The following is a 22538-nucleotide window of genomic DNA, read 5'->3' on the forward strand; positions in this document are numbered from 1 at the left end:
CGTGGGGCGCGCTTTCTTGTGCCGGGTCTTGCGTTAGACATGTGCCGGGCCGAATTGACAGAGGAGCTGTAATGCCCCCGATGGATGATCCCAGCGCCGCAGACGAACGCCGCTCTGGCCTTCGCACCCTACGTAAGGTCTGGCCCTATGTCTGGCCTGCCACAGAACGCTCAGTGAAAATCCGGGTCCTGCTGGCGATCTTGGTGTTGGTCGCGGCCAAGGGAATCGCGGTGGTGACGCCAGTGTTCTACAAGGGCGCCGTGGACGCGCTGGCGGGAGAGGGGGTGCCGGTTCTGGCGCTCGGCGCAGTTGGTCTCACGGTCGCCTATGGCATGGCGCGGGTGATGAACACCGGGTTTCAGCAGCTACGCGATGTGATCTTTGCCCCCGTCACCCAGCGCGCGCTGCGGCGACTGGCGCTCACCACTTTTCGCCATATCCACGCGATGTCCATGCGGTACCATATCACCCGCAAGACCGGTGGACTGAGCCGTATCATCGAGCGTGGCGTCAAAGGTGTTGAATTCCTGTTGCGTTTTTTGGTGCTCTCGATCGGTCCGCTCCTGCTGGAGTTGACATTGGTCGCGGTGGTGCTCGCATGGTGGTTCGACATCTGGTATCTGGTCGCGGTCGCGGTGACTGTGGTGCTTTATGTGTGGTTTACCTTTGCGGTGACCGAATGGCGGGTGAAGCTGCGCCGCGAGATGAACCGCCAAGATACCGATGCCAATCAAAAAGCCATCGACAGCCTGCTGAATTACGAGACGGTCAAATACTTCGGTGCCGAAGACCGCGAAGCCGCACGCTATGACGTCGCCATGAAGGGCTATGCCGAGGCGGCCTTGAAAACGGCCTATTCACTGGGCGCGCTCAATTTCGGGCAGGCGGTGATTATCACCGCCGGGCTGGTCAGCGTGATGGTGATGGCGGCCATTGGCGTCGAAAGCGGCAAGATGACCGTGGGCGATTTTGTCATGGTCAACGCCTATATGATCCAGATCACGGGCCCTCTGGGCTTTCTTGGTACGGTCTATCGCGAAATTCGGCAGAGCCTTGTGGACATGGGCGAGATGTTCGACCTGTTGGAGCAGCCCCCGGATGTGCAGGATGCCCCGGATGCGCGCGACCTCAATGTCAGCGGTGGCCAGATCCGTCTGGAAAATGTTCGTTTCGGCTATGAGGCAGAGCGCGAAATCCTGAAAGGCGTCTCGCTTACCGTCGAGGCCGGGCAGACCGTGGCGATCGTCGGCTCCACCGGGTCAGGCAAATCCACCATTGGGCGGCTTTTGTTCCGCTTTTATGATGTAAGCGCGGGGCAATTGTTGATCGACGGGCAGGATGTGCGCGAGGTCACGCAAAAGAGCCTGCATGCCGCCATTGGCGTGGTGCCGCAGGATACTGTGCTCTTTAACGATACCATTCGCTACAACATCGCCTATGGCCGCGATGGGGCAACCGAGGATGATATCGTTGAGGCCGCCCGCGCCGCGCAAATCCATGATTTCATCGCAAGCCTGCCCGAAGGATATGACACTCCGGTCGGTGAACGGGGCCTGAAACTCTCAGGCGGTGAAAAACAGCGGGTGGGCATCGCACGCAGCCTGCTGAAGAACCCGCCGATCTTGCTCTTGGACGAGGCCACATCCGCCTTGGACACCGACACAGAGCAAGAAATCAAGGGGGCATTGGCGCGCGCCGGGCAGGGGCGGACTGTGATTACCATCGCGCACCGCCTCTCGACCATCGCCGAGGCGGATCGCATCGTGGTGCTGGAGCAGGGCGACGTAGTCGAGACCGGCACCCATGATGCGCTGATCGCGCAGGGCGGCCGCTACGCGCAATTGTGGCAGCGCCAGCAGGCAGATCGGGACGTCGCCTGACCCATCGCTCTTGGGGTGTGTGGCGGCGCATCTGTGCAAAAACGCCACCAATCGCGGGTACGACGGGAAACGACATGAAAGAGGCCGAGCGGTTTTTTGACCGACTCGGCCTCTTCATTGATGGGATTCGGGCAAAACCTGAGCGGAGATTATCGCGCGATTGCGCTGCGGGAGATGATTTCGGTCTGGCGATTTTGTTCCCGTAAAAGTTGCGAGTTCTGGATATCGCCCATTTTGGGCGGTGCTTTGCCAGATCTGGTAATTTCGGGTGGCGGGGAAAGGTCCACAGAACTGTGACGCGCGCCAAGTCGCCGGTGTAAAAGGGAAAATCAGGCCGAACATTGCCCGAAATCCCGCAGGACCTCTGACCCTCTGGCGAGGCACCGAGACCCTCACTACCTTCATTCTTGTCACGAGGCGCACCGACGCCGAGCGACACAAACAAACCAAAGAGTGGAGTATAACGATGAAGACTTTTGCCCTGACCGCCGCCGCTATCGCAACTCTGGCCGCAGCACCTGCAATGGCCAGCAACTTTGCCGCCGAGGTCGATGCTGACGGCAGCGGCACCCTGTCTCTCGAAGAGCTTCAGGTGGCTTACCCGGCGCTGACGGCAGAAACCTTCGCGCAGATCGACGTGGACGCAAATGGCGAGGCCGACATGGAAGAGGTCGCCGCCGCGCAAGAAGCAGGCCTGTTGGTCAACAACGGCTGATCCACCCCCAAGGCGGGGCGGCTCAGCAATGCGCCGCCCCGCTGACCGGGCACCCGTCCATGTGACTGGTCTGCGCGTATCTTGTTACGGGCTGCCTGGACAGTCGCACGCCCTGTCGTGATCCGGCCCCTGGCTCATCTACCCCGGACCCGATGACCTACCTTCCCCAAGGCGAGGGCTGACCTCCCAGATTGGGCATTGCGACTGGAAAAGACCTCGCCTCCTAGCGGCGGGGTCTTTTTCATTTCTCATTTGTACCGATCTATGCGTGCGAGTTTGCGGATTGAACCTCCGGGACTATAGTTCCCTCGCGCGCCTATGCGCTGCAATTCCCAAAAAGGGCAGGCACAATGAGCGATGATATTTATTTGGTCCCAGCGGCTGAGATTGCTGCGATGGAGGGCTTGGCAAAAACCCATTTTCTCAATCCCGATGCACAGCGTATCAACAAGAGCCTTGGCGATCTCGCAGGGCTCACTGGAATTGGCGTGCATCTCATCGAGGTTGCACCGGGGCATGACACGACGGAGCATCATGTGCACCACCATGAGGACGAATGCGTCTACGTGCTTGAGGGCACTGCAACCGCGTACATCGGCGACCGTGAATACCAGATCGCTCCGGGTGACTTCATCGGCTACCGCAAAGGCGGGCTTGCGCATTCCATCCGCAATACGGGCTCAGAGACGTTTCGATGTCTGGTGATCGGGCAGAGGCTGGCCCATGACGTGGCGGATTATCCCCACAAGGCCAAACGTATCTATCGAAACACTGGTCTGGCGTGGAATTTGGTAGATCACGACGCCATCGCGGAGCCGGTTGCCGGCGCAAAGGCATAAGGCGCAGCTTTGGCTGAAAGAATTCTCACCGCGTAGGCGCGAATACACTCATTCCATTAGAGGAACAGAGCGAGCGGATCTTGAATTTAAGTAAATTGGCTCCGGCGGTAGGGATCGAACCTACGACCAATTGATTAACAGCCTGAGATTGCGAGCAAATCATGGTCCATTCGGGCTCCTTCGGGGCGTACGACCCCTTGAAAACATAGCAATATCATCCCGGTAGCACCATCCAGGCCCACCTGGATCAATCGCAAACACTGTACTCGGGACTGTACTTTCCATGACCATATTCAAATTCACCGAGGCCCGTATCAGGGACCTCCCACTTGGCTCGGGCATCCATCGGGATACTGATGTGAAGGGGCTGATGTGCATCTGCCATAAGACCTGCAAGACCTTTGCCGTTCAAAGCGATGTCCGCCGTGAAAAGCGTCACGTTCGAACCGTGAGGGTCAAGATCGGACGGGCTGACCATATCCGTCTCAACGAGGCCAGAAATGAGGCCCGAAAGCTGATGGCCACAATCCAGTCTGGCGTCGATCCTACGGCTGGGCCGGAGTCCACTGGCATAACTTTGGAACAAGCCCTGAAAGAGCACCTGAAGGAGCGTGAATTGTCCGACGCCACGGTCCGAAATTACCAATACCACATGGACAACTACCTTGGGCGTCTTCGGCGTCGTGCCGTGGCTGACATTACGCGTCAGGACTGCCGAGAGCTTTTGGACCAGCTTACAAAGCGTCACGGCAAGACCACGGGTGGTTCGGTCATGCGCACCGTCCGAGCTCTTGTGAATACGGCCCGCCGCCATGACGAAACGATTGGGGCCAACCCCGTTGATGCCCTTCGTGTCCCTGCAACCCCTAAGCGCGAAGTAGGGGAACTGGACATGGCCGATTTCTGGTCCACGACCGAAGCCATGTCTCCCCTGATGCGTGACCTGCAACGGGCGTTCCTGCTGACGGGTGCACGGAGAACTTCCCTGCTTGGTGTGAAATGTGCCGACTTCGATGCCGAGGCTGGCGTGCTGACCTTCACCCACATGAAAACGGGTGGAGCTTGGTCTTTCCCAACGGGTCGCTGGCTGACCGAAACCTTGAAGGCAAGAATGATGGAGGATGAGCCTCTTAACTCGCCCTGGCTTTGGCCGTCTCCTGGGTCAGCCACAGGCCATGTTGCAGAGCCAAAACGGGCTGGTGTTCCGTCTCCCCATGCACTTCGCCACCATGCCAGAACGATGATGATTGCTGCTGGTGTGCCCTATGCAGAAGGGGCACTTTTGTTGGGTCAACGGCTTCCAGGGGCCTCTGGCGGGTATGTGCATCAGACGCATTTGGTTGAAGCCCTTCGACCCCATGCTCAAGCTCTCGAGGATTTGGTCTTGGCCAAGGCTGGTGTTGCGTGAATGATGGTACGATGCCTTAACACGTTGGCATATCGAGACCTTGCAAGCTGATAACCTGATTTCATCGCTGTCCATTTGGACGCACTTGGATATTGGAGTTATCAGCATGAGCAATCCACAAACTGACACCCCTTGGATGACAACCGAGGCCGCTGCCAAATACCTTTCGGTCTCGCCTGGCACCATGCACAATTGGCGTAGCAAGGGCACTGGCCCGTCTTACCGGACCGTTGGCCGAATTGTCCGTTATCACCGTGACGACCTGGACGCTTTCATGATGTCGGGGGCAGCGTAATGCGAACGATTACAGTCACACAGCACCGAGACCCGATGCCGGACTACTCCAACGAAGAAGACCGATACGAGATGGCCAAGATGCTCCTGCAAGAGGCTGAATTGGACAGCACCGATCCGGTTGAGCAGGTGATAGAGGCCGGTTGGGCTGCGGGCTTCAACGGCTTTGACGATGCTTGTCTTCGATTGCTTGCCGAGTTTCTGGGTCTTTTCCCGATTGATTGGGTTGAAGATATGCAGGGGAAAATAACCGTTCAATTTGGCACCGCTTTGGATGCGATCAACTCGAATGCAGACAACGTGAATTTCTGGGAAAACGGATATTTGCGGGACGAAGCCGCAAGACGTGAGCCGAACAGGTGGAGTGTCCATGAGGCGGAGCTGGCAAGACAATTCCACCAGCATTTGATCTAAGACCTACGATCAGTTTTGGGCGACTGGCTTAAGGTTTCCTTACACCAGCGTTCGTTCGTGCCTGCGAAACGTTAGGTTACGGGCACATTTTGGCACGGTATTGTTCTGATCGATAGACCGGATTGCCACAGCCGCCTAGCAGGACAATCCGGTCGATACTTTAGCATATAGGAGGCCTGCCATGCCTGAAACCGAAGATAACGCCCCCAAGCCTTCTGGCACACCATTGAAGGACCTTCTGACGACGAAGGAAGCCGCAGCCTTGACCGGGCATCCGGCAACCACGCTGATGGCCTTTCGCAATCGCCGCAACAACACCAAATACAAGAATGCTGGTCCTGACTACGTGAAGATCGGGACGGCCGTTTTCTATGAACGTTCTGTGATCGAGGCCTACAACGCCAAACGTGCGGGGGCTTAAAATGGGTGTTCATACCGATGCGTCACAACTGACGCCCTTGCTGGCCGGTGGATACCAGCTTCTCCCTTTGCATAAGTTCTCGGCCGAAGATGAGGTCAAGGGCAAGAAACGCAAGCGGGGCAAGTCTCCGATCGATAGCAACTGGATGAAGCGTCCTTATAAATCCCAGGACCAAATCACGCATATGGAGGCGGGGAACAATGTGGGCGTTCGTCTGCGGCCCTTTGAACTGGTCTTGGATGTGGACCCACGGGCATTTCCTGAGGGCCAGACCTTGGCGTCCCCAATCAACCCGTTTGTCGAACTGGTTCTTTGGACCGGCATGGACCCGGACCTCTACTCGACCGTGGAAACCGGCTCGGGTGGCCTTCATATTTACATGACCAAGCCTGAGGATGTTTCCACCAGAGACAGCCTGAACGATCAGTTCCCTGGGATTGAGTTCAAGACGGTTGGCCGTCAGGTTGTTGCTCCTGGCTCGATCCATCCCGACACCCAGAAAACCTACACATGGAAGGCTGGCACGCCCGAGCTTGATGCTCTCGGTGCTGAGGCTGCACCTAAGGCCCTTGTCGATTTGATCCGAAGACCATCAGGCAGCGTGGCAACTGGCGGGGGTGAGCACGATCAGGAAGAATTGGCTCAGATGCTTGAACATCTGGACCCAGCCGACTTTGCAGATCACGACGATTGGCTCACTTTGATGCAGGCCTGCCACCATGCAACGGCAGGGGATGGCCGTCAGGAGTTTGTGGATTGGTGCACACAAGACCCCGCATATGCAGACCACGGGACCCTGATCGGCATCCGATGGGACAGCCTTCACGCCGACAATGACGGCAATCGCATCACCTTCCGCACCCTGCATAAATTGCTGAGGGACGCTGGGGCCGAAGATGCCATTCCCAGAACGCCGGCAGCAGATGATTTTGACGACGACCTGGACCAAACCGGTGTGCCAGCAGGGGCAATAACCACGCCCAAGAGGAAGCCGGTGCATGAAGGTGGTTTGATCGTCAACAAGAAGACCGGCGTAGCCCCCGACACGGCAAAGAATGCCCTAAAGGCAATTACCGGCTCCAAGCTCGATCCAAGGTTTGACGAGCTCAAGCAGCGGGTTGTTCTGATGGGTGAATTGCCTTGGGGTGAAGGCTATGGCCGTGTGCTGACTGACAAGTTGCTCTTGTTGGCCCGCACGTTCTTGATGGAACAGCACCAGCGTAAGGACTACCAGCCGTCCAAGGAAAACGTGCAGGACGCAATCACAACGGTTGCCTATTTCTACAAGTTCAACCCGATCTTGGACTATCTGGATAGCTTGACTTGGGATGGGACAAGCCGGGTAAAGGACCTCTTCACAGCCGCCTTTCAATGTGGCCGGGACGATTACACAGAGGCCGTCTCACAATGCTTTATGGTCGGGGCCGTGGCTCGACAAAGGCAACCCGGCTGTAAGCTGGACACGATGCCAGTCATCAAGGGGCCACAAGGCTCCTTGAAATCCACGGGCATTCGGGACCTGTTTTCCCCGGATTGGTTCAGTGACGCAGAGCTTGGTGATCTGAGGAACAAAGATGCAGCCATGAACCTGGAAGGTGTCTGGGTGCATGAGTTTGCCGAATTGGCCGGTCTTCGGGCAAGTGACATGGACGTTCTCAAGGCGTTCATGTCCCGAGCCACAGACAGGTATCGGACGCCTTATGGTCGCAACACCGAAGATCATCAACGCCGTGTTGTATTTGCGGGCACGGTGAACGAAGGCGGATACCTGAGCGACCCAACGGGTGCTCGACGTTTCTGGCCGTTGGAAATGGCCTCCGGGTCCAGGGTTGATCTGGGTTGGATTGCTGAGCATCGAGACCAGCTCTGGGCCGAAGCTGATGCGTTGTTCAAATCGGGCGTTGGCCACGTATTGCCTGAACCTTTGTGGTCGATGGCAGCAGAACGCCAGGCAGACGAAACGGTTGATGATCCTTGGGTTGACAAGCTGGCCGTTATGCTCAGCAACCGGCAGAATGAACGGCAGGCCTTTGAGGCTGGTACGGGTGACTACGCCGAGGAAGTGATCGATGGGGAGCGGGTTGCCTCGCCGTTGCGTGAGCCTCCCCCCGCCGACAAGGTGCATACCCAGGACTTGCTCAGCTATCTCGGCTTGGAAAGCGACCGGCAGAATAAAGGCCACGCGCAGCGTTTGCGGCGCTCTATGGAAACCCTGGGCTGGAAGCACAGACGGAGCGTTAGGTTGGGCGGTCGTGTTTCGGCGGGGTATGTCCGAGCCGATGGGTGATGTTCTGGCAATCGGAGCGCATCAATTCGGTCACGGCGTAGACGGTTGTAGATCTTTGTTGATCTTAGGCCGTGGCTCTAAGGCCTTGTTTCGGAAGGCTTGTAGACGATGTAGATCATGTAGATCTTAAAGCTATATATCTTGGTAGAATAAGCCGATCTGGCATGGGGCATGGACCAGGGCACAGGGGCAGCGTGCAATCCGGATATATATAGCGAAAACGGTCTACGACGATCTACATTGTCTACAAGGCAATAAAAAAAATACGTTACGGAGTGCTCCAAAAATGTCTTGTAGACGTAGAAATCTTCCAGCTTGGAAGACTGGGACTGCACAACGTTGTGAGCCGGCACACTCCCTTGTAAATCGCTGGTATACGGCTCCAACGGAACACGACATTCTGACCTCGAACGGCAACGAGGATGCTGTCCGTGAAAAATCCGAAGTCATCAGCCCGCACTGATAGGCCGCCCCATTGATACAGAATTGGGCGTTCTGGTGTCTGGGGCGTGAATGACTTCAAGGGCTTAATCGGCACCTTCCTCAGCCAAGCACAGTGATGAAGACAGAATAGGCACCCAAATGAGCTTGATGAGGATGAACCGGATCAAACCGGCCAGTGACCCGCGGATGCCTTCCAAGATTGCAGCTATCACCCGCCCCATCTACGGCGAGAAGGGCGACGAGTTTCTGCTTTATCTTCGTCAGTTCGGCCACATCACCTATGCGGCCAACATGACTGGCCTGACCCGGCGGACCTTCTATGACCGGCGTGCAAAGCATCCTGACTTTGCGGAGGCTTGGGACGAGGCCCTGGCAGCTTTCGAAGAAGAATTGACCATGCGGGTCGTCCAGACGGCCTTAGAGATGGGGACTGGCAAATGGGTTCAGTGCTTCGATCCTGAGACGGGCGAACCCGAGTTGGATGATGACTTTGAGCCGGTTTATCGTTTCGAGACGGCGAGCGTCGATCCCCGTGTCCTGAACAAGCTCCTATCCCTGCGGATGAGTTCCGTGGATGGACCCGCCCAGACCAATGTCCAGATCAACAATTCCACGAGCGTTCAGACCTCCCTGCCAGCCAAACCCAGGCTCATTCAGCCCGAAGGGGCTGTACGGAGGCCCGTGGTGACCGAAACGGCCTCGGATGAGCGACACGACACGATCGACGCCGAAGTCGTCCAGGGGATGCCACAGGAGACCGGGGGAGCATCTGATGACTGAGCATTCGTCACAAATCACGTTCGTGCGGCCCGGAGGCGTAGCCACCAAGGTATTTGCCGATGGTGCCGAAACCATGCGTGTTTGCCTTGGCTATCTGCACGACCCTGACGATGGGGTGTTGGCCGAGATGAATGCCAGGCATGAACCCGTGCCGTGGCAATCCGCCAAGGTGAGAGACGAGGCAATCGGGGCAGTCGAGAGGCGCAAGGACCTTGACGATGAAACCCGCTCTCAATTGGTCGAATGGATCGTAGCCACGCCCTATTTTGAGGACGCCTGACTGACTGGGTGCGCACTGTTCATCTTTCCGAACTCACCGTTTTCCTTTATCTCTCAATGAAAAGAGAACACGAGCGGATTTCGATAAATGGCTTCACATTTTGGATCGATAAGGGATTTTCAAGGCTACACCGCTGAAGAAGTGAGTGCGATGAGTTCTCAGGAACAAGTCGCAATGATGGTCGAGTGGTTCAACCAGCAATTTGAGGACCCCCAAAACGATACGCCATACAACAAGGACATGGGCGGGTACGTTTACCTCTGGGGTGGCCCCTTCGACGCCAGTGACCAAATCCAAGCTGAGTTCTCAGACGCCGTGGACTTCGATACGATGATGCTTGCGGTGGATCGTGTGCAGGGTGATGGAACGCTCGAATGGGCACCGACGACTGGCGGCGATTTCTACGAACACCCGGAAGACGACCGCGTTGAAGCGGGAGAGATTGTTGACGGGGACGGCGAATGGCCACCCATAATCGCAGATCAGGCACCAGTGCCGCCGGAGCCAGAAGCGCGCGCCGAGGTGATCCAGCGTTTGGACGAATTGGAAGCAATAGTCCAACCGCTTCTGGATAGGTTCGAGGCCGAAGCTCAAGCCCCGCCTATGATGGGCCACAACAACCCGCCAGAAGAACTGGAAATCGTGCAGGCCGTTTCTCGGGACGAGTGGCAGCAGGTCAAGGCTGCGATTGATGAAATTCGGCAGCAAACGCAGGTTGAGGAACCAGACATTGGCAGCGTGGAGCAGAGCAACAACTGCTTGCTGGCTGCGGCGTCGGCCTTGGCTGGGTGGATTAAGAACCGGGCGAATGCAGCAATTGATGCGGGAGCCGCCATCGGTGTCGCGTATGGCATTGCAAATCCCGAGGCTGCAAAAGCCGCCCTTATTAGCGCCGCTCAAGCCGTTCACACGTGGTTGGCCTCAATGCCTTGGCCGTTCTGAGGCCACGCAGTTCGAGCCAACGCTCCCGAAAAATCGGTCGAAACTGTTCCTGGTTCAGTGCTCGCTCTGTCCCTGATGAGGGTAAGTGACTGTTCCTATTCAGCTATCATGTTCGTTACCCGCTGATCCAATGTCAGAGGGGTGGCTTGTTGGCTTACTTGCCCGCGAGATAACGGCACGGTGTTCCGGACGCAAATGACGCCCGAGAACCCCGAATGAGTGAACCTGCGACCCGGCCAATCCCGCCTTTGCCTTCAATCTCCTATGCCAAGACCAAGCAAGCGGCCGAGGCGTTGGTTATGGAGGCGTTTGAGGATTTTCCGCCGTCCTCGGATTTCTCGATGCGGGCCAATGCTGTTCGGTTGCTGGTTGGAATGTGGCTCATCCACGGCAGTATGTCCTTTCCCAGAGGTTGGGTGACGCCCGCGATGCAGGCATTCATTGAAAGGGGGATTGATTGCCCAAATCCTCGATGCTGGCGCTCTTACAGGTCAGATGTGAAAGACAACCCTGGCCAATTCCTTTCAACCCCGGGGGCACCGGTTGATCTTATCCGGCAAATGGAACTCGACCTTATGGGCGAAGCCTGAGCCAGCATTTCACGCTGCACAGTCACACGCTGGTCCCCCGCAGCAGGCAAACGCGGCATCGTATTGTTGTTGGGTCATTTCAACTCCTTTCCCGACACCGGACGGCTAGCATGTTTCTCCTTTTCAGCTAGCCGTCCGGCTCCCCGACGATCACCAACCGAGGACCGATATGGACAAGAAGGAACTGGACCAACGCATTGCTGAATTGAACGCCGAGCGTGAACGCCTGAGCGGGGAACTCGACAAAGCCCGCATCGAGGCCCGAGAAGCCATGATTGCCGGGAAGAAACCCGGTGGAACCGCAGCCGCCTTGGCTGAACGGATCGCTATCGTGGACGATGCCTTGGCCGAGCTTCAAGATCGCAGCCGAGGGGCTGCCGTGAGTGCCGAACGGAACAATCGCCGGCGTCGTGCCGAGGCCGCACTTGATGCCACATCGAAGCGGGCCAAACTCGCCGCTGCGGTGGACGATGCGCTCAATGCTCTGGCGTCTTCATGGGATGCCTACGCCGATGCCCTGCGCAAGGACGTTGGGCAGGTGTCGGGTGCTGGTGGTGACCTGACTGCCGTCGAACGGGCGCTGACGAACAACCGGGCCGCCGAACCCCTGGTGAAAGCCCTGATCCAGTCGGGCGGCGTGAAGCTCGCCCGCACTTTTGGCATCGACACCCCGATCCGGGAACGCCACGCCATTTCTCTCGCTGATGCCGAGGCACGGGTGGCCGAAAGCCTCCGGGTGGAATTGCTCCGCATCAAAGCATCGTCCCCGCAACCCTATGTGTCCCGCGAGGCACAAGCTGAGCTGGAAAAGATGGAGACCACCCGATGAGCCAAGAAGGACAACGCCATGCCGAAGAACTGGCACGGCTGGAAGCACGCAAGAAAGACCTGGAAGACGCTTTGATGCGGTTGGCCCGAGACGAAGCCGAAGCTCAGAAGTCGCTGAACTGGCCCAAGAGGTCGAACAGCTTGAAAACCAAGTGGAGACCGCCCGAACTGCGGCCAAACGGGCGAATTCGCCCATTGAGGAGAAGACCATGACCAAAGATGTGCGTAAGGCTGCACGGCAGAACCGTGAAGCCGCCGAAACCCAGCTCGATACGCTGGCCAAATCGATGCAGCAGGACGGCGAAACCTTCGAGAAAGCCTACCTGCGGGCCCTTGATACTGACATGGGCAAGGCGCTGATGCAGACCCGTGACGATGCTCAGGAACTGGAGCGGGGCGGTATCACCAGCATGGACGTGGCCGAAGCCCACAAGAACCTGATGGAGAACTGACATGGACCTGGCACCGACGCAGGGCGTGGGTTATGCCCCGATGGATACGGTCGTGCTCAATGGCCCGAATGATCTGAGCATCCGGCTCGTCTATGAGGACGAATATGGCCAGCAACAGGAACGCACCTTCAATTCCGGCGTCTGGCCGCTCCTGACGACCAAGCTGGTCGGTTACAAATCGTGGGACTGGCAAGCTGACGCTTGGTCCTCGACGATCAGCGACCTGAGCGAACTTGGACGGAACGGCGAGTTCACGGTCTGCCGATTGGCCATGCACAAGCGCGGCTGACAAACCATCATCGCCAAAGAATTGAGAAATGCCTGCGTCAGGAATTGACGTGGGCTTTTCTCATTTCTGCGGTGTGTCTTGCGGGCCACACCATTATTTGCACCTCGCGGTCCAAACGTTGGAATACAGGCGGCCCTCGATCTGCGACTCTCCATTTCATGGGCGCTCCGCCGTGGGATGCCTGCATATGAAATGGAGAAATACCTATGTTTACCGAAACCTCTGAATACGACGCGCAAGCGAAAGATGCCGTGCACGATCTGGTGCGGCTGAACCTGCTTCTACCCCGTAGCTGCCTCGAAAACGGCACTGTCGAGATGCTCCGGGAAGCTGGCAATCACACCGAGGAACAACTGCGGATCATTGGCCTGGTCGAACACCTGGTCGAACAGCACGGGTACCTCTACGGAGCAGGTCTCATCCATACTTTGCATTACAGCATGGACTTTGCGGGCAATGACGAAGAGGTCGCGCTGAAGGCAATTGACGAAGCCGTGCAGGACCTCATTGGCGCGTTTTCTCGGGCCTACGAGCCGGAGGTGGCAGCATGAATGGCATGGTGATTTCAAACGCGGTCAAACTGGAACAACGCCGAAACGAGTTGTCTGAGCAGCTACATAACGCGGAAATCCAATTGCAAGGCGAATTGGTTAGTGTCGCAGAGCAGATTGCCGAGGGCAAATCTGTACCCCCGGCAATTGCTTTGGTCTTGGCCAGGAACCGATTTCCTGACGTAGACTTTCTAGACTGATCCGAACCAATCCAAGTGGCTGCAACCACTTGGGGCATAATAGCAATAGGTGACGCAGCGGGCCAGACCCGCTGCGTCGTTTCATTTTGGGTGGAAAACAACCAGAAACCTGTGCTCAATACTGTGTCGAATGAGTAGCCTCCCCCCAAGTGCAAATCCAATCAAGGACTTAGCGGGACATGCCAGCTAACAAAATATCAGATGTCAGAGAATTTTCTAATCTTCTTCACCAGCCTCCGCATCTGAGGCAGGTTTTTGAATGAGCTCCAGCGCAACGGGAATGCCGAACTCCTCTAATCGTTTGACAGCGGCTTGCAGGCTGACCTTGGAGAAAAACGGCAAACCCAATGATCCGTCTTTGTATGGCTTCCTCATTATGCCATACACCACCTTGAAGTCTGTGCGGACTGGCTTTTGAGCGGCCATAGGCAGAAGATCTTCAAACGCGTTGCCACATGCTTTCTTGTCGCTCTCACTCTTAACGATTCTGCGCAGTTTCACTTTAAAGTCATGATCGGAAACGAACGCCTCGGCGCTCACTACCCCCTGAGACCAGAGGTGGCTAATTGACCCCGATGAATGACCATCCTTGAGATGGATGAACTCGCGCGATGTCGAAAAGAAATCGCAAGGCTCAAGGTTTCCGTACTTAACGCCCTTCGGGTTGATCTTTTTTTGGTCCAGCTTCAGGAGATCGTCTCGGGTATTCACCAGTTCTTCGATTAGGTCTCTCTCGTTGAGGCACGTGGTTGGTCCTACGATGTTGACTTTCTCTAGGGCATCATATGCCTCATCTACTTCGGCCTTGAAGTCCTGATCGACACAATACCAGCCCCCAGCGAACAGAACGTAGTATTTTTCGTTGCCATCTTCCCCAAGCGAGGTTTCGCAAATGAAGCAATCATAAACTTTCCATTTTTGATCGAACTTCTCGTCGTTGTCTTTCTTGGCTGAGATGTAGTGCTTTTCTTTGAGTTCGATTACCTCGCCGTCAAAATCGCACCTGTTTAACTCCGCAACGTAGTCTTCAATTGATAGGCTTTCAAAGTCGGAGCCGTGACTTCCGAAGCCATTGTAGTGCAATTGATTCCCTTCTGTGTAATCGACAATTTCTGGAGGCGACATATGGAGGTCAGCGTTTTCGCCCGCGCGCAATTTTCCCAACGCTTCAAATAGTTTTTCATCTAGTTGGGCGATCATGTCTTTCTCAGAGACCATCTGCATACGGTCAACCCAGGAGAAATCTGCCTTATAGTCTTCTCGGAGGTACATTGCCAAAATTCTATCGCATAACGCCTGAACTTCGTCGGGCTTGTCCTTTGCGATCACTTTGAGGGCGTCCTTACCCGCCACAAACTGCGCGAAGTCCTTATTTTTAGGTGTGCCTGCCGCCACCCTTGCAAGGTCTCGATACATATCGACACCGAATGCTTGCAAGTCGCTATCCTTGCTGGTTTGAACCCGTTTTTGAACAGTCACAGCATCTGGTGTTGCCGTGTCAAAACTGCGTAGTTGCTCGCGTGAGACTGCATTTAGCGTGACTTTCAGGCCGAATTGCCTAACGAACGCGTCATCGTTTAATGCGATGTGCACATGGCCGAAACAGATCGCGAGTATTCTTCCCCCACTCGGCACAAACAGCACGGCACCAGCACCACTGGCAAAAAGGTCGCCAGGAAGATCAGGGCTACCGGTTCGAATAAAGTCTGTCCAGCCTGGCGGGTTATTGTAAATTTGACCAACATAGAGGGTCGCACCGTCAATACTTTCCCAAGGCCGTTGTTCAAGTTCGCGGGGTTCTCCCGGTGCAAAGCTTGGTCCAAATGCGGTTGCTGCGGTTCGTCCTGCTCGGAGTAGGCGCATGTTAAATTGGTAGTGTTTTACTCGTGGCATTCGGAGCCTCCAAATGCGTTGATGGTACCTAGTAACGCAAAGATTACAACGAGGGATTGAGCGGTTTCAGCCTGAGAGCCAAAATTTCCATCTCGCCAAATCATTTCAGGGGGCTCGCGGGGGCCCAGCTTCCCGACAACATAGGATCACCAATTCCAAAAGGAGATCTGCTATGACCACCTATGTTGCAACTGCCCCTGACGGATCGGAACATACCCGCGAGACTGATCGAACTTACTCTCATGCTGTTCTGCTGAAAGGCAAAGGCGGTTGGACAGTAGTGGGCTTCTGCGGTCGTCTTGACTTCGCCCAAAAGAAGCAAGGCGAGCATCCGGGCAGTATCTTTGTTGAAGTCAGAGAACTCGGTGCGACCAAGGCCGAGGCTGCCGAAGACGCTGAGCAAGCCATCCATGAGGCAGAGGAAGCAGCCGAAGGCGACAAGCCGAAGCTGACGATCAGTCGCCTCACTGAAAAGCTGCTGATGGACGAAAATTTGGGTTATGCGGCGATTGTGGATCAGGTCGTGGCCGAGTTCCCCGACGCTAAGACTACTACGCGTTCAGTCGCATCTGTTGCGGCCGCTATGCGAAAGAAGGGTGTGGATGTCCCGATGCGCAAGAAGTCAAAGGGCTAGGCGTTTATGTAGTTGGCGGCCTTCGTGGTCGCCGGCCCCAGCAGTTTCTTAGGCGGCTTTTCGTGGCGTGATCGTGGCGTGCATCCGTTTTGCCATAAACGACGGAATTCTTTGGCTCAACCTTCGGAGATCATCGCTGTGACAGTCCCTCAGGCGTTTTCCGCTACCGCAAGGACACAATGCGTGTCCTTTAATTTTCTGGCGAGAAAGCAGGTGAAGATAGTCTGCTATGACTTTTGCGTCGGGGGACACGCCGAGAAGATCAGCATAGCTTTCTAGAACGCCGAGAACGCCATGTGATCTTTCCCCATAGGGCCAACTGCCATTGACCTCAAAGTGGGTCTGGCTGACGAAATAGTCGTGCATCGGTCCAGTGAGAAAGGTCTCAAACCGATGATTTGGTGCCGTCAATAACCACTCCTCCCATACGCCAAGGCAGCAGTTCCCATCCTCTGGAAAAACATGACGATCAGCTATCCGCGGAATACGCCCTCCGGTCTCGAAAACGACTGGTTCCTCAGCGGGAAATCCCGCTGTCACTCCCGCCTGGATTTTGTAGGAATCGAAGACCCCATTTGGCGTATCGACTGGCCCATCGGGTCCGCAAGCAAGGAACTGGCCCTCAAGAATAATTAGCCTTTCTGTTCGTGAAACGCTCAGCTCTGGCTGATGATGAGCTACTGCCTTTTGCACCTCAGAATAGAGGGCGTCCGGTATCGTCACTCCGCCCAAGGTTTGCCACCACTCCCGCTCTCTTTCCGGGCGTTGACCGCCGACTCCATTCGCGATTGCTTTTCGCTATCTGAGAGTGCGGCCGCTGCTTTCGAGGCAAGGAATGGTGCGGCCAGACCGGCACCACCAAGAGCGCTCTTGGTTTCAAGGGGAGCACTGGAGCTGTTTGCCGCATTCTTAGAAGCATCGTCAAAAAAGCTATGACGGAAGACGGTCTTCCAAATCTTGTTGGCGTCTGAATCTGTGATGTCGTCCGCGTCGAGTTTGTCGAGTTCCTTTACGGAGTCCTTAGCCTGGTCGATCAACCGACCAATGCGGTCGGTATCCTTGTCGTCTGATACTTGAACTCCGTTGGCAAACACGGGCGTATATTTCGAACGCTGTGACAGGCTGCGAAGCGTCTCCCGGAAGGACCTGTCGTCGCGGCCGTCATCCGCCGTGTAGCACTCAATGAATAGCGCGGTAGCGACCAAACCGCCGGGAAAAGACCTTTTGAGCCTTGCGGCATGCGTCTTCGAGAAGAACTTACCAAATCGGATGATGCGTCGTAGCTGGTAGCTGCCCGAAGTCTCCGGGCTTTTCCAGGAAACCTCTCGCTCAATCCACTGGTTCATGGCGGCAGGGTCGGAGGCAACCCACTCATCGCCCGAAGACAGTTCGTAGCGCCAGCCTACATCGGTCCAGCGCCTACGGAACACGGGGAAATCACACTGATACCCGTCCGCATACACAACCCGGACACACTTTTTCTTGGTCACCGGATCGTTCTTCATATTCGTCGCCTTGCGGGCGATTGCTTGGCGAACCCAATCACGGGTGGTTCTCGGTCCATTGGCATCGTCCTGATTGAAAACGATGCCAAGATCGATGTCGTACCGGCTTTCCTGGTCGGATTCCGGCGGTTGGGTCATGGTCTTTTGAGCGTAACCACCTTGATTGATGGTTTCTTTGAAGGCTGGCTTTTCCAGTTCTTCGAGACCCTTCTCGATACGGTCGAGATTGGTTTCGCGTCTGCGCTTCATGTCCGCGCGCTGATCGTTGCTCAGCCGGACGTGCTGGTTGTGAAAGCTGGAAATCCGCTTTGAGAAATCATACATTTTGGGCACCTGCCTCTGTCGATCCCCTCTATCTGGTGGGCGCGCAGACGAAATTCAAGGGGATTGGGCCAGAAAAGAATCGGAGAACGAATCGTGTATTCACTGTTGCCTTGGAGATGGATTGGTTCCGCTGTCGCGTTGATTGTGGCGGTCTCGCTTTACGCCGACGACATTGCTCTGCTGTTAGGTTTTACTGTGACTGACCAACACCTCATCCGTTACTTACCTCCCGTGCTCTTGGGTTTCCTCGCGGGGTTTTTCGGGCCCACCGGCTACTGGGCACCTTGGCGGGTTGTGTGGCGCTGGATACCCGCTTTCAACAGATGGCTACCTGACCTGAATGGAGTATGGCTGGGGACAACTGGCTCCAATTGGCCGACGATCAAGAAGATGCTGGATGGGGCGCAGGCTTACTCGGTCACTAACAAAGAAGAGTTGCACTCAACGCAAGAACAGGTGGATGCTATGGCCGTTCAGGTAACGGCCTCCTTGTTCCGATTGAAAGTCGAGGCTGGCCTCAGTTCGACCGACGGGCGTTCGCATTCGATTACCGCGAAGCCCCACCGGGATCAGCATTCCGGTCGGATACATCTCACCTACGTCTATGACCAGACTTCGCCAAATCCCGCCATTACAGACGAGGAAAGGCATATGGGTGCTGCCGACCTAACCATCGACACTGACAACCTCGACGTAGCCGAAGGAGTGTATTGGACCCGAAGGAATTGGCAGATAGGGCTCAATACAGCAGGGCGCCTTGAACTGCACCGATCCACTCAACGCAAGGAAAAGGGCAAATCTCTACGTCAATATGCGGCGGAGGAGAAAAAGCGTTTAGAGGCCGGTAGTTAGCGGTAGAACATGGAACTGGGTCACAAATGATCCACAAACACCGATCCGAGCAGTGTTTTCTGTACTTATTCTGTGTTCGAAAAGAAAAAGGACTTAGCGGATGAGCGCTAAGTCCTTGAAATCTTTGGCTCCGGCGGTAGGGATCGAACCTACGACCAATTGATTAACAGTCAACTGCTCTACCGCTGAGCTACGCCGGAGTGTGAGCGTTCGTATAGCGATGCAGTTTCGGGGCGTCCAGCAGAAATTTGAGGGAAAAGGCAAATTTCTCGTCAGACCGAGCCGCACTGCCCCTAGCTACGCCGGTGCTGAGCAACGGTTGGACGAGGGGATCGTTCGTATGTATCGAAAATTGGAGGTTTTATGCTGTTTTCGCGTAGCCCCTCCGGCAAAGGTTTAACTGAAAAAAAATGCATTTGCGCGAGAGTGACCCCAATTAATTTGGAGGGACACCATGTTCTTAACGTCTTGGTTCCGGAACATGCCAGTGAAGCGCAAAATCCTGCTTCCCGGGATGGCGGGCTTACTGATGATGATCGGTGTGATCACGACTTTCTGGGCTCAACGCCTGTCTACGGCGCTCTATACCGGCTTTGAAGAGCAGGTATCGCTGACGGAGTCCTACATTGCCGCACCTCTTGCGACGGCGGCGTGGAACTATGATGGCGATTTGGCGAATACCACATTGGCCTCGCTGGCTGAGCGCGAGACATTTGTTTTTGCGCGTGTCGTCAGCAGCGGTGATGTGCTGGCAGAAGCCTTTAAGGGCGATCAGATGCAGGAGGTATGGATCGAGCGCGCGAATGGTCTGCTCGAGTCTGATCAAATGCGGCTCGAGGATGGGGATTTCACCTATTTCAAGACGCCACTGATGTTTGAAGGCGAGGAAGCCGGCAATATGGTCTGGGCGCTGGATACTTCCATCATCGCCAATCAGATCATGCATGCGAACATGGTCGCGGCGGGCCTTGGTTTTGCGATCTTTGCCGCGTTTTCGGTGATCTTCTATATGATTGCGGTTGCGGTGTCGCGTCCGATCCAGGATGTGGTCACGCATATTGATGCCTTGCAACATGGCGACACGACGCGCGACATTCCTGAGGCCGACCGCCGTGATGAGATCGGCGCGCTTGGCAAGGCGCTGGTGGATTTCCGTGACACCACTGCTGAGCAGAAGCGGATGGAAGAAGAAAAACGCAAACAGGATGCCGTGCAAGAGCATGTGGTGAGCGTTCTGTCCGACGCACTTGGCAAGCTGTCTACTGGCGATCTGACCGTAAACATCAAGGAAGATTTCCCCGCTGATTACGAAAAACTCAGCACGGATTTCAATGCCCTGGTCAATCGGCTGTTCGATACGGTTTCGGCCGTTGTGGATGCAGCCGATAGTATCCAGAACGGCTCGACCGAGATCAGCTCTGCTTCTGACGATCTGGCGCGCCGCACAGAAAGCCAGGCCGCAACTCTGGAGGAGACGGCAGCCGCTCTGGATGAGCTGACCGCATCTGTGCGTCAGGCCGCCGAAGGTGCTGGCAGCGTTGCCAACACCATGGAAGAGGCAAAATCCGAAGCGGTCAACAGCGGTACCATCGTTAATAATGCCGTGTCCGCAATGACGGAGATCGAGCAATCCTCGAACCATATTTCGCAGATCATTGGTGTGATCGACGATATCGCGTTCCAGACCAATCTTCTGGCGCTGAACGCGGGTGTTGAGGCTGCAAGAGCGGGGGAAGCTGGCCGTGGGTTTGCGGTGGTGGCCTCCGAGGTGCGCGCACTTGCACAACGTTCGTCTGGTGCGGCAATGGAGATCAAAACGCTGATCGGTGACAGTTCCAAACAGGTGGAGCGCGGCGTCGATCTGGTTGGCAAAGCGGGAGAGGCGCTGCACAATATCGTGGAGCGCGTTACGCAAATCTCCGGTTTGATTTCCGACATTGCGCAGGGTGCGAGCGAGCAATCCGCCGGGCTTGGCGATATCAACAGCGGCATGGTTGAACTGGATCAGGTCACGCAGCAAAACGCTGCGATGGTCGAAGAGGCCACCGCTGCGAGCCATATGCTCAAGGCCAATGCGGTGAACCTTGCGGAAATGGTTGCACATTTCAAACTTGGCGCAGGGACACGCAATGTGGCGCCCATCGCACCCGCAGCGGCTGAGGAGCCTGAGATGGTTGCTCCGTCCGCACATGGGGACGATTGGCACTACACGCCCGAACCCAGCAATGTAGCGGTTGCAAGCAGCAAGAGCAGCAGCAATGCCGCAGCTAAATTGTGGGAAGATTTCTGATTAACGTCAGCACGTCTTGAGATCTGTGGGGGTGATCCGCAGATCCGATAAAAGATCCCGGCGCTGCGAGGTGCCGGGATTTTCTTTTGTAATGTTCCGAGGCCGCCCTGACACGAAGCCCAGAGCAAAAGCACATCACTTACAACGTAATTTAGAGATCTTTGAGTGACGCAATCGTTGCATCGCACCAATCCACCGCTGCACTGGCCATGCGATACCCGTAATCCAGCGTTGATATCATAAAGGCGGCGTTTGCCAATTTTCCTGCGGCTTCTTCAGCCTGGCGCTGTCGGATGATTTCTTCGAAAAAGGCGATGCGATCTTGCAGACCATGGCAGTGGTCTTCCAACATCTTGATTATGACCTCTGGCGCGACGCTTGCGCCAAAAAACATCTTCAGGAGCAGCTCATTGCGCACGATGACATCACTGCTTGGGCCTGCGATCCAGTCCTGCAACGCCGCCTGCCCACGATCGGTAATCTGATACATTTGCCGCTGGCGTTTGCCTGTAGACGTCGGGGAGGTCGTGTCACGTTCTATTAGCCCCTCGTCTTCAAGAGCACGCAGGATGGGGTAGATCTGGCCGGCGCTTTCATTCCAGAAAAATGACGTACTGCGTGAGATCGCCTGCTTGATGTCATAGCCAGATTTTGGACCCATCATAACAAAACCCAAAACCGCATATGCGGTGCGTTTGCGCCCAATTCTGGCTGCGGCGGACTTAGGCATCTCGTAGAACTCTGTACTGGTCATCGACACAGGGCGGTTGTCGCGCCGTGCAAACAGGATTTTGATATTTGCATGTGTTTTGGCGGTGACGCAAGTTGAGGTCGACAGAGCGAAGCCGCATACCTGCCGGAGGTATCTCTAAAAGTCATTTAATATCAGTGTAATGCCGGTTGGTCTGGAACTTTGTTCCATCACGCATAGGTGATTTCTTGCCAAAGCGGACGTCTGTGCGACACCTTGCTTGTGATAGAACGCGATCTCGGCAGACGCGCGCCGATCTGGACAGGTCAGGGCGCGTGGCGCTGGAGATCACAGGGATGGTTCTTAGGTGATGTGGTGTCACGAGGGCAAACGCTCTCAAATTCACGAGTAAGACCTCAAAGGAGGACATCATGAAACGCATTGCACTGACCACCGCAGCCCTGAGCGCCCTGATCGCAGCCCCCGCCATGGCAGAAGTTGAGCAGGCAGGCGCGCTGACCTTCAAGGAGCTTCAGCAGGAGTATCCTACGCTGACCCAGAAGGAGTTCGAGATGGTTGATGTCAACAAAGACGGTGTGGCCGATATGGAAGAGATCGATCAGGCCGAGCAATCTGACGTGCTGGAACAGGCACCGATGAACGACAAGAGCTGATCAGACTCTGCGCCCGAGGCTTTGATCATCATATCAGCCGTCAATCGGGAATAAAAAAACG

The 22538-nt window shown here is 55.8% G+C and carries 25 protein-coding genes and 1 tRNA gene; 21 read left to right on the top strand and 5 right to left on the bottom strand.

What is annotated here, in order from left to right:
- The first annotated feature begins 71 nt into the window (after nucleotides 1-71).
- The 17 genes from UB90_RS19510 (at nucleotide 72) to UB90_RS19585 (ending at nucleotide 13414) form a co-directional block, all read left to right on the top strand.
- Nucleotides 72-1880, top strand: a complete 1809-nt coding sequence (locus UB90_RS19510; protein ID WP_065327149.1) for an ABCB family ABC transporter ATP-binding protein/permease — start codon at nucleotides 72-74, stop codon at nucleotides 1878-1880.
- Between the two features lie 466 nt (nucleotides 1881-2346).
- On the top strand, nucleotides 2347-2595 hold the full coding sequence (locus tag UB90_RS19515; RefSeq protein WP_005620181.1) for an EF-hand domain-containing protein: 249 nt from the start codon (nucleotides 2347-2349) through the stop codon (nucleotides 2593-2595).
- A gap of 350 nt (nucleotides 2596-2945) precedes the next feature.
- A complete protein-coding gene (locus UB90_RS19520) occupies nucleotides 2946-3434 on the top strand; it encodes a cupin domain-containing protein (RefSeq protein WP_065327150.1) in 489 nt (162 codons plus the stop codon).
- Nucleotides 3435-3717: 283 nt separating this feature from the next.
- On the top strand, nucleotides 3718-4842 hold the full coding sequence (locus UB90_RS19525) for an integrase arm-type DNA-binding domain-containing protein (protein ID WP_065327151.1): 1125 nt from the start codon (nucleotides 3718-3720) through the stop codon (nucleotides 4840-4842).
- 106 nt (nucleotides 4843-4948) lie between these two features.
- Complete coding sequence (locus tag UB90_RS19530; RefSeq protein ID WP_065327152.1) at nucleotides 4949-5137, top strand: helix-turn-helix domain-containing protein; 189 nt, start codon at nucleotides 4949-4951, stop codon at nucleotides 5135-5137.
- Nucleotides 5138-5208: 71 nt separating this feature from the next.
- Entirely contained in the window at nucleotides 5209-5550 is a 342-nt protein-coding gene (locus UB90_RS19535) for a hypothetical protein (RefSeq protein ID WP_131818813.1), read from the top strand.
- Between the two features lie 181 nt (nucleotides 5551-5731).
- Nucleotides 5732-5971, top strand: a complete 240-nt coding sequence (locus UB90_RS19540) for a helix-turn-helix transcriptional regulator (RefSeq protein WP_065327154.1) — start codon at nucleotides 5732-5734, stop codon at nucleotides 5969-5971.
- A 1-nt stretch (nucleotide 5972) separates the two neighbouring features.
- Nucleotides 5973-8258 carry a VapE domain-containing protein gene (locus UB90_RS19545; RefSeq protein ID WP_065332056.1) on the top strand — a complete coding sequence of 762 codons (2286 nt, stop codon included), beginning with the start codon at nucleotides 5973-5975 and terminating at the stop codon, nucleotides 8256-8258.
- Between the two features lie 597 nt (nucleotides 8259-8855).
- Entirely contained in the window at nucleotides 8856-9482 is a 627-nt protein-coding gene (locus tag UB90_RS19550; protein WP_131818812.1) for a hypothetical protein, read from the top strand.
- Complete coding sequence (locus tag UB90_RS19555) at nucleotides 9475-9762, top strand: hypothetical protein (protein ID WP_065332058.1); 288 nt, start codon at nucleotides 9475-9477, stop codon at nucleotides 9760-9762. Before UB90_RS19550 ends, UB90_RS19555 begins: the two co-directional genes overlap by 8 nt.
- 150 nt (nucleotides 9763-9912) lie before the next feature.
- Nucleotides 9913-10704 (top strand): hypothetical protein, encoded by a 792-nt coding sequence (locus tag UB90_RS19560; RefSeq protein WP_131818811.1) that lies wholly within the window; start codon nucleotides 9913-9915, stop codon nucleotides 10702-10704.
- A 215-nt stretch (nucleotides 10705-10919) separates the two neighbouring features.
- Nucleotides 10920-11294: a hypothetical protein gene (locus tag UB90_RS19565; protein WP_065332060.1), complete on the top strand. Its 375-nt coding sequence runs from the start codon at nucleotides 10920-10922 to the stop codon at nucleotides 11292-11294.
- Nucleotides 11295-11463: 169 nt separating this feature from the next.
- Nucleotides 11464-12123, top strand: coding sequence for a hypothetical protein (locus UB90_RS19570; protein ID WP_065332061.1), 660 nt, complete (start codon nucleotides 11464-11466; stop codon nucleotides 12121-12123).
- Nucleotides 12120-12335, top strand: coding sequence for a hypothetical protein (locus UB90_RS22885; protein ID WP_131818810.1), 216 nt, complete (start codon nucleotides 12120-12122; stop codon nucleotides 12333-12335). The genes UB90_RS19570 and UB90_RS22885 overlap by 4 nt, the downstream gene beginning before the upstream one ends.
- The gene (locus UB90_RS19575; RefSeq protein ID WP_131818809.1) at nucleotides 12332-12574 is read left to right on the top strand and encodes a hypothetical protein; all 243 of its coding nucleotides are present in this window, start codon (nucleotides 12332-12334) and stop codon (nucleotides 12572-12574) included. The genes UB90_RS22885 and UB90_RS19575 overlap by 4 nt, the downstream gene beginning before the upstream one ends.
- A 1-nt stretch (nucleotide 12575) precedes the next feature.
- On the top strand, nucleotides 12576-12863 hold the full coding sequence (locus tag UB90_RS19580) for a hypothetical protein (protein WP_065332063.1): 288 nt from the start codon (nucleotides 12576-12578) through the stop codon (nucleotides 12861-12863).
- A 206-nt stretch (nucleotides 12864-13069) separates the two neighbouring features.
- Nucleotides 13070-13414 carry a hypothetical protein gene (locus UB90_RS19585; protein ID WP_065332064.1) on the top strand — a complete coding sequence of 115 codons (345 nt, stop codon included), beginning with the start codon at nucleotides 13070-13072 and terminating at the stop codon, nucleotides 13412-13414.
- Nucleotides 13415-13830: 416 nt separating this feature from the next.
- On the opposite strand, the gene UB90_RS19595 is transcribed toward UB90_RS19585, so the two are convergent.
- A complete protein-coding gene (locus UB90_RS19595) occupies nucleotides 13831-15507 on the bottom strand; it encodes a DUF6119 family protein (protein WP_074712641.1) in 1677 nt (558 codons plus the stop codon).
- A gap of 172 nt (nucleotides 15508-15679) precedes the next feature.
- Between UB90_RS19595 and UB90_RS19600 the strand changes: the two genes are divergently transcribed.
- Nucleotides 15680-16141, top strand: coding sequence for a hypothetical protein (locus tag UB90_RS19600; protein ID WP_065332066.1), 462 nt, complete (start codon nucleotides 15680-15682; stop codon nucleotides 16139-16141).
- A 48-nt stretch (nucleotides 16142-16189) separates the two neighbouring features.
- On the opposite strand, the gene UB90_RS22890 is transcribed toward UB90_RS19600, so the two are convergent.
- Together UB90_RS22890 and UB90_RS19605 are read right to left on the bottom strand one after the other, a co-directional pair.
- Entirely contained in the window at nucleotides 16190-16864 is a 675-nt protein-coding gene (locus UB90_RS22890; protein ID WP_235859310.1) for an SEC-C metal-binding domain-containing protein, read from the bottom strand.
- Nucleotides 16861-17970, bottom strand: a complete 1110-nt coding sequence (locus UB90_RS19605) for a cyclic GMP-AMP synthase DncV-like nucleotidyltransferase (protein WP_065332067.1) — start codon at nucleotides 17968-17970, stop codon at nucleotides 16861-16863. Before UB90_RS19605 ends, UB90_RS22890 begins: the two co-directional genes overlap by 4 nt.
- A gap of 93 nt (nucleotides 17971-18063) precedes the next feature.
- On the opposite strand from UB90_RS19605, the gene UB90_RS19610 reads away from it, so the two are divergent.
- The gene (locus tag UB90_RS19610; RefSeq protein WP_065328119.1) at nucleotides 18064-18822 is read left to right on the top strand and encodes a Cap15 family cyclic dinucleotide receptor domain-containing protein; all 759 of its coding nucleotides are present in this window, start codon (nucleotides 18064-18066) and stop codon (nucleotides 18820-18822) included.
- Nucleotides 18823-18947: 125 nt separating this feature from the next.
- Here the strand turns inward: UB90_RS19610 and UB90_RS19615 are convergent.
- Nucleotides 18948-19022: transfer RNA gene (locus UB90_RS19615), tRNA-Asn, on the bottom strand.
- Between the two features lie 254 nt (nucleotides 19023-19276).
- Here UB90_RS19615 and UB90_RS19620 point away from each other — a divergent pair.
- Nucleotides 19277-21112, top strand: coding sequence for a methyl-accepting chemotaxis protein (locus UB90_RS19620; protein WP_065326664.1), 1836 nt, complete (start codon nucleotides 19277-19279; stop codon nucleotides 21110-21112).
- A gap of 151 nt (nucleotides 21113-21263) precedes the next feature.
- Here UB90_RS19620 and UB90_RS19625 read toward each other — a convergent pair whose 3' ends face one another.
- Complete coding sequence (locus UB90_RS19625; RefSeq protein ID WP_065326668.1) at nucleotides 21264-21842, bottom strand: PadR family transcriptional regulator; 579 nt, start codon at nucleotides 21840-21842, stop codon at nucleotides 21264-21266.
- Between the two features lie 392 nt (nucleotides 21843-22234).
- On the opposite strand from UB90_RS19625, the gene UB90_RS19630 reads away from it, so the two are divergent.
- Nucleotides 22235-22477, top strand: coding sequence for a hypothetical protein (locus tag UB90_RS19630; RefSeq protein ID WP_005620190.1), 243 nt, complete (start codon nucleotides 22235-22237; stop codon nucleotides 22475-22477).
- The last annotated feature ends 61 nt before the right edge of the window (nucleotides 22478-22538 follow it).

Source organism: Tritonibacter mobilis (assembly GCF_001681715.1).
Classification (GTDB): domain Bacteria; phylum Pseudomonadota; class Alphaproteobacteria; order Rhodobacterales; family Rhodobacteraceae; genus Epibacterium; species Epibacterium mobile.

Coding starts and splice junctions, on each gene's coding strand:
- UB90_RS19510 (WP_065327149.1), top strand. CDS start 72: ATGCCCCCGATGGATGATCCCAGCGCCGCAGACGAACGCCGCTCTGGC.
- UB90_RS19515 (WP_005620181.1), top strand. CDS start 2,347: ATGAAGACTTTTGCCCTGACCGCCGCCGCTATCGCAACTCTGGCCGCA.
- UB90_RS19520 (WP_065327150.1), top strand. CDS start 2,946: ATGAGCGATGATATTTATTTGGTCCCAGCGGCTGAGATTGCTGCGATG.
- UB90_RS19525 (WP_065327151.1), top strand. CDS start 3,718: ATGACCATATTCAAATTCACCGAGGCCCGTATCAGGGACCTCCCACTT.
- UB90_RS19530 (WP_065327152.1), top strand. CDS start 4,949: ATGAGCAATCCACAAACTGACACCCCTTGGATGACAACCGAGGCCGCT.
- UB90_RS19535 (WP_131818813.1), top strand. CDS start 5,209: ATGGCCAAGATGCTCCTGCAAGAGGCTGAATTGGACAGCACCGATCCG.
- UB90_RS19540 (WP_065327154.1), top strand. CDS start 5,732: ATGCCTGAAACCGAAGATAACGCCCCCAAGCCTTCTGGCACACCATTG.
- UB90_RS19545 (WP_065332056.1), top strand. CDS start 5,973: ATGGGTGTTCATACCGATGCGTCACAACTGACGCCCTTGCTGGCCGGT.
- UB90_RS19550 (WP_131818812.1), top strand. CDS start 8,856: ATGAACCGGATCAAACCGGCCAGTGACCCGCGGATGCCTTCCAAGATT.
- UB90_RS19555 (WP_065332058.1), top strand. CDS start 9,475: ATGACTGAGCATTCGTCACAAATCACGTTCGTGCGGCCCGGAGGCGTA.
- UB90_RS19560 (WP_131818811.1), top strand. CDS start 9,913: ATGAGTTCTCAGGAACAAGTCGCAATGATGGTCGAGTGGTTCAACCAG.
- UB90_RS19565 (WP_065332060.1), top strand. CDS start 10,920: ATGAGTGAACCTGCGACCCGGCCAATCCCGCCTTTGCCTTCAATCTCC.
- UB90_RS19570 (WP_065332061.1), top strand. CDS start 11,464: ATGGACAAGAAGGAACTGGACCAACGCATTGCTGAATTGAACGCCGAG.
- UB90_RS22885 (WP_131818810.1), top strand. CDS start 12,120: ATGAGCCAAGAAGGACAACGCCATGCCGAAGAACTGGCACGGCTGGAA.
- UB90_RS19575 (WP_131818809.1), top strand. CDS start 12,332: ATGACCAAAGATGTGCGTAAGGCTGCACGGCAGAACCGTGAAGCCGCC.
- UB90_RS19580 (WP_065332063.1), top strand. CDS start 12,576: ATGGACCTGGCACCGACGCAGGGCGTGGGTTATGCCCCGATGGATACG.
- UB90_RS19585 (WP_065332064.1), top strand. CDS start 13,070: ATGTTTACCGAAACCTCTGAATACGACGCGCAAGCGAAAGATGCCGTG.
- UB90_RS19595 (WP_074712641.1), bottom strand. CDS start 15,507: ATGCCACGAGTAAAACACTACCAATTTAACATGCGCCTACTCCGAGCA.
- UB90_RS19600 (WP_065332066.1), top strand. CDS start 15,680: ATGACCACCTATGTTGCAACTGCCCCTGACGGATCGGAACATACCCGC.
- UB90_RS19605 (WP_065332067.1), bottom strand. CDS start 17,970: ATGTATGATTTCTCAAAGCGGATTTCCAGCTTTCACAACCAGCACGTC.
- UB90_RS19620 (WP_065326664.1), top strand. CDS start 19,277: ATGTTCTTAACGTCTTGGTTCCGGAACATGCCAGTGAAGCGCAAAATC.
- UB90_RS19625 (WP_065326668.1), bottom strand. CDS start 21,842: ATGCCTAAGTCCGCCGCAGCCAGAATTGGGCGCAAACGCACCGCATAT.
- UB90_RS19630 (WP_005620190.1), top strand. CDS start 22,235: ATGAAACGCATTGCACTGACCACCGCAGCCCTGAGCGCCCTGATCGCA.